Origin of the sequence: Ferruginibacter sp. (assembly GCF_031430955.1) — a bacterium.
GTDB lineage: Bacteria > Bacteroidota > Bacteroidia > Chitinophagales > Chitinophagaceae > Ferruginibacter.
On record NZ_JANPCM010000537.1, the window covers coordinates 1 to 3,802 of the forward strand.

Genomic DNA, 3,802 nt, shown 5'->3' on the forward strand with positions numbered 1-3,802 from the left:
CGAAATGGAAAGCAGTATGGAAATGCTTACAGACGAAAGAGATCATTTAAAAAATAAAGTTGCCCTGCTGGAAAAAATGCAGGTCACATAACATAAATTACTCTCTCTCTAAAATACTTGTTCGTTTACTGTTTATAAAAAACGGGTTTAATTATTGCAAAGCTGCAATCCTTTGTCTACTTTACTGCTCTAAAACTTAAAACTTATGAATTTAATTGACAGAGCAAAAAACATTTTAATTACTCCCAAAACTGAATGGGATGTTATTAATGGAGAAACTGAAACGCCAATGAGTTTATTACCCAAGTATGTTGTAATAATGGCATTAATACCTGCAATAGCCGCTTTTATTGGCTATGGATTAATAGGTGTTAGTGTGCTGGGGTTTAAAATTGCAGGTGCAAAATGGGGCTTATCTATGGCAATAAAATTATTCTTGTCCAGTATTATCAGTTATTTCGTTTGCACTTATGTAATTGATGCCTTGGCTCCAAATTTTAAATCCGAAAAGAACCTTGGCAAATCTGCACAATTGGTAGCTTATGCAACTACAGCAAGTGCTGTAGCCGGGATATTTTATATTTTGCCAGCACTTTCGTTTCTGTTAATTATTGGTCTTTACAGCATTTATCTTTTTTATATCGGCCTCCCCAAGTTAAAGAAGACCCCGGAAGATCAGGTAGTGGTTTATATGATAGTGAGTGCCGTAATTATAATTGTTGTAAGCATTGTTGTAGGGATGGTTTTAGAAAGAGTAATGTGGGCAATTTTTGGTAACCCTTATGCTTTAGGTGGCCTTGATAATTTATTTAAATAAAAAATTTAAAAGATAATTTTTAAAAGGCTGTTTATAAAACAGCCTTTTTTATTTGCCCCAATTGATGGACTTTTGCTGATAAAATAATATGAATAACATAGCCGATATACGCAAAGATTATAAACTGCAAACACTTTTAGAGACTGATGTTGCTGCAGACCCCATTGAGCAATTTGATAAATGGTGGGATGAAGCCGTGAAGAGTGAGATAACAGAAGTAAATGCCATGACGCTTGCAACAGCAACTGCAGATGGGATTCCAGCTGCAAGAATTGTTTTACTGAAAGGCTATGATAAAAATGGTTTTATTTTTTTTACTAATTACCAAAGCCATAAAGGGAAAGCCATGGAACAAAACGCCAACGTTTGTTTAGTGTTTTTTTGGGCAGCACTGGAAAGGCAGATAAGAATAACCGGAACAGTTGAAAAAATAAGTGCAGCGGAAAGTGATGCGTATTTTACGTCGAGGCCTGTGGGCAGCCGCATTGGCGCATGGGCATCGCCGCAGAGTACTGTTATTGCAAACAGACAAGTTATTGAAGACAGCTCTGCAAAATTTGAAAAGCAATTTACCGACGGCAATATACCCAGGCCACCGCATTGGGGCGGATATGTTGTAAAGCCGGTTCAAATAGAATTTTGGCAGGGCCGCCCCAGCCGTTTACACGATCGCATTCAATACAGTTTGCACAAAGGCAGCTGGAGTATTGAACGACTGGCTCCTTAGAAGGTAATTAGTAATTGGGAATTTGAATTGCGGTATATAATCAATGCATGAATACCCAAATTATTGAATGCTTGTATTAATACAGAGTGATTAAATCGAAAACCTAATTCCAAATTACAAATTCCCAATTACTTTTTTATTACGCTTTTTTTGCAGGGGCAACATTTTTCTTTGCAGGTTTTGCTGGTCTTGTTTTACCAAAAGAACCTTTAGTAATTTTTCCTTTTTTTGTTTTTATATCTCCACGTCCCATAATTGATAGATTTTATTTTTTAATTAATAAATTGAATTGTTATAAAAAAAGCAAGGTGCAATGGCGCCTTGCTTTTTAACGTTTTTACTGCAACATTACATTTTAGCAGATAACTCTTTACCGGCTTTAAACTTAGCAACTTTTTTTGCTTTAATTTTAATAACAGCACCTGTTTGAGGATTGCGGCCATTACGGGCAGCTCTTTTTGATACAGAGAAAGTACCAAAACCAACTAAAGTAACTTTACCACCTTTTTTTAAAGTAACAGTAACTGCTTCTACAAAAGAATCTAAAGAAGCATTTGCCTGTGTTTTTGTAATGCCTGCATCATCAGCAAGTTTCGAAATTAATTCAGCTTTGTTCATGTTTATTTTTTTTGAATTTTATTATGCGACAAATATATAGGCTTTTTAATTGCAACAAAATTTTTTATTAAATTATTTTTTTGTAAAGAAGGGCTGTAAACCGCATGGAATAAGGATTTGGGGGAAATGGTAATTGGTAATTTGTAATTTGCAATTGGGGGCGTACACAGTAAAAGCCTCTACAGCAAAGGCTTTCAGGAGGAAGGCTTTGAAATCCTTTGCCAAAGCGGCTTGCAACATACTGATATATTATTTTTATAATTAGCTAATTTATTAAAAAGCAAATTTAAAACGTAGTAATGTCGAATAACTCTCCTTTAGGGCATGGGGGCTACAACCTCCATCAAAGAGCGAAAGGCAATAAATTTATCGCCCCATTTATCAAATGCTTTTTGCCGCATGGCTGCCGCAAATTTTTCTATGTAAATGTTGTAGTTCGATTTACTTTCTGCAAAATATTGTACGGTAAAAGTGGGGCCTTCACTGTCATCTGTTTCTAATAATTGTAAAACGGTGGCGCTTGTAAAACATCCAGTGCTAATAATATCAGGAATGTGTTCTTCGTTTATCCATTGCAGCCAGTCACTGGCAATTGCAGTGGTAACTTTTGTTGTAACGTTATACACTATCATCTTGCTTTCTTTTATTAACTTCAGTTATCATTTTTTTGGTAAACAACAGTAAAATTAATAAGGCTGCTGTTATTGCTGCCCATAATATCCATTTGTTATTTTTTGCAGGGGTTACCTCAAGAGTTTTATTTTCAATTGCGATTATTTTTTCTGATTTTAAAATTTTAGCAGGCATCTCTTTAGTTAATTTCACTAAATCATAATTAGGAGTTGTTGCAGATAAATTATCCAAAATCAGTTTATAATTATTACCCTTTTCCAGATAACCTGTAACTGTATGATAACTATTATTTGTTTTAACTTCATTAACTATAAGTGGTAGGTTATCCTCATTGTTAATCAATAAATAAAATATCGGAACATTGCAAAGGGGCACTTTAAAATGTAAGGTGCTGTTATTAGAAAGAGTAAATGATTGTAATAATCGTCCGGGGCTTGAAAATGAATGGGTATTATTTTCAGGAACATATAAATCAGCTTTACGGGAGAAATATTTTACACCACTTAATTTAAAACTTATATGATCGAAATGATAAGGTTGGTACTGAATGATTTTGATATAGGAAATTTTACCACTGTCTTTTCGCTCAATTTTTGGTAAAGGATTTTGCATTGATTCATGCAACGAATATAATTCAAGAACGGGAGGTGTCTTAGTGAGAACATCTTTAATATCAAATGGGTCTTTATTATTGTTGTGAATTATTAACTTAAAATATTTGTAATTACTTGATGGAAAATTCAACATAAATGTATTCCTCGTATCGGTATTATTAAATGAAGGATTAATGAGGATACTATCGTTTATTACAAACCAGTTTATTTTATCATCACTGCCACTTAATGTACAAAATCTTTCTGCAGTTGTGTTTCTGATAGTAAGGCCAATGTTTGAAATTATATCAAAACTATTTTCAATTAATAGGGTAGTTTTTAATTTGCCATTCTCGATTTTAGCAAACTTTAAATCCATAAAGGCAACATCAAACCCCTTACTGTTGTCGGAAT

At 33.8% G+C, this 3,802-nt stretch carries 6 protein-coding genes; 2 read left to right on the forward strand and 4 right to left on the reverse strand.

Features of this window, described 5'->3' with window-relative positions; genetic code table 11:
• Positions 1-205: 205 nt before the first annotated feature.
• Entirely contained in the window at positions 206-817 is a 612-nt protein-coding gene (locus ACY65O_RS15070; RefSeq protein ID WP_462221685.1) for a Yip1 family protein, read from the forward strand.
• A gap of 88 nt (positions 818-905) precedes the next feature.
• Entirely contained in the window at positions 906-1,544 is a 639-nt protein-coding gene (pdxH, locus tag ACY65O_RS15075) for a pyridoxamine 5'-phosphate oxidase (RefSeq protein ID WP_462221686.1), read from the forward strand.
• A gap of 139 nt (positions 1,545-1,683) precedes the next feature.
• On the opposite strand, the gene ACY65O_RS15080 is transcribed toward pdxH, so the two are convergent.
• From ACY65O_RS15080 to ACY65O_RS15095, 4 genes are all read right to left on the reverse strand, one after another.
• Positions 1,684-1,797 (reverse strand): 30S ribosomal protein THX, encoded by a 114-nt coding sequence (locus tag ACY65O_RS15080; RefSeq protein WP_462221687.1) that lies wholly within the window; start codon positions 1,795-1,797, stop codon positions 1,684-1,686.
• Positions 1,798-1,892: 95 nt separating this feature from the next.
• On the reverse strand, positions 1,893-2,162 hold the full coding sequence (locus ACY65O_RS15085) for an HU family DNA-binding protein (RefSeq protein ID WP_462221688.1): 270 nt from the start codon (positions 2,160-2,162) through the stop codon (positions 1,893-1,895).
• 317 nt (positions 2,163-2,479) lie between these two features.
• Positions 2,480-2,794: a DUF4286 family protein gene (locus tag ACY65O_RS15090; protein WP_462221689.1), complete on the reverse strand. Its 315-nt coding sequence runs from the start codon at positions 2,792-2,794 to the stop codon at positions 2,480-2,482.
• Positions 2,781-3,802: hypothetical protein (locus ACY65O_RS15095; protein WP_462221690.1), on the reverse strand; the 1,022-nt coding region annotated here is incomplete at its 5' end. The genes ACY65O_RS15090 and ACY65O_RS15095, both read right to left, overlap by 14 nt.

What these genes read in the sequence shown, in the direction of transcription:
- ACY65O_RS15070 (WP_462221685.1), top strand. Translation starts at nt 206, where the DNA reads ATGAATTTAATTGACAGAGCAAAAAACATTTTAATTACTCCCAAAACT.
- pdxH (WP_462221686.1), top strand. Translation starts at nt 906, where the DNA reads ATGAATAACATAGCCGATATACGCAAAGATTATAAACTGCAAACACTT.
- ACY65O_RS15080 (WP_462221687.1), bottom strand. Translation starts at nt 1,797, where the DNA reads ATGGGACGTGGAGATATAAAAACAAAAAAAGGAAAAATTACTAAAGGT.
- ACY65O_RS15085 (WP_462221688.1), bottom strand. Translation starts at nt 2,162, where the DNA reads ATGAACAAAGCTGAATTAATTTCGAAACTTGCTGATGATGCAGGCATT.
- ACY65O_RS15090 (WP_462221689.1), bottom strand. Translation starts at nt 2,794, where the DNA reads ATGATAGTGTATAACGTTACAACAAAAGTTACCACTGCAATTGCCAGT.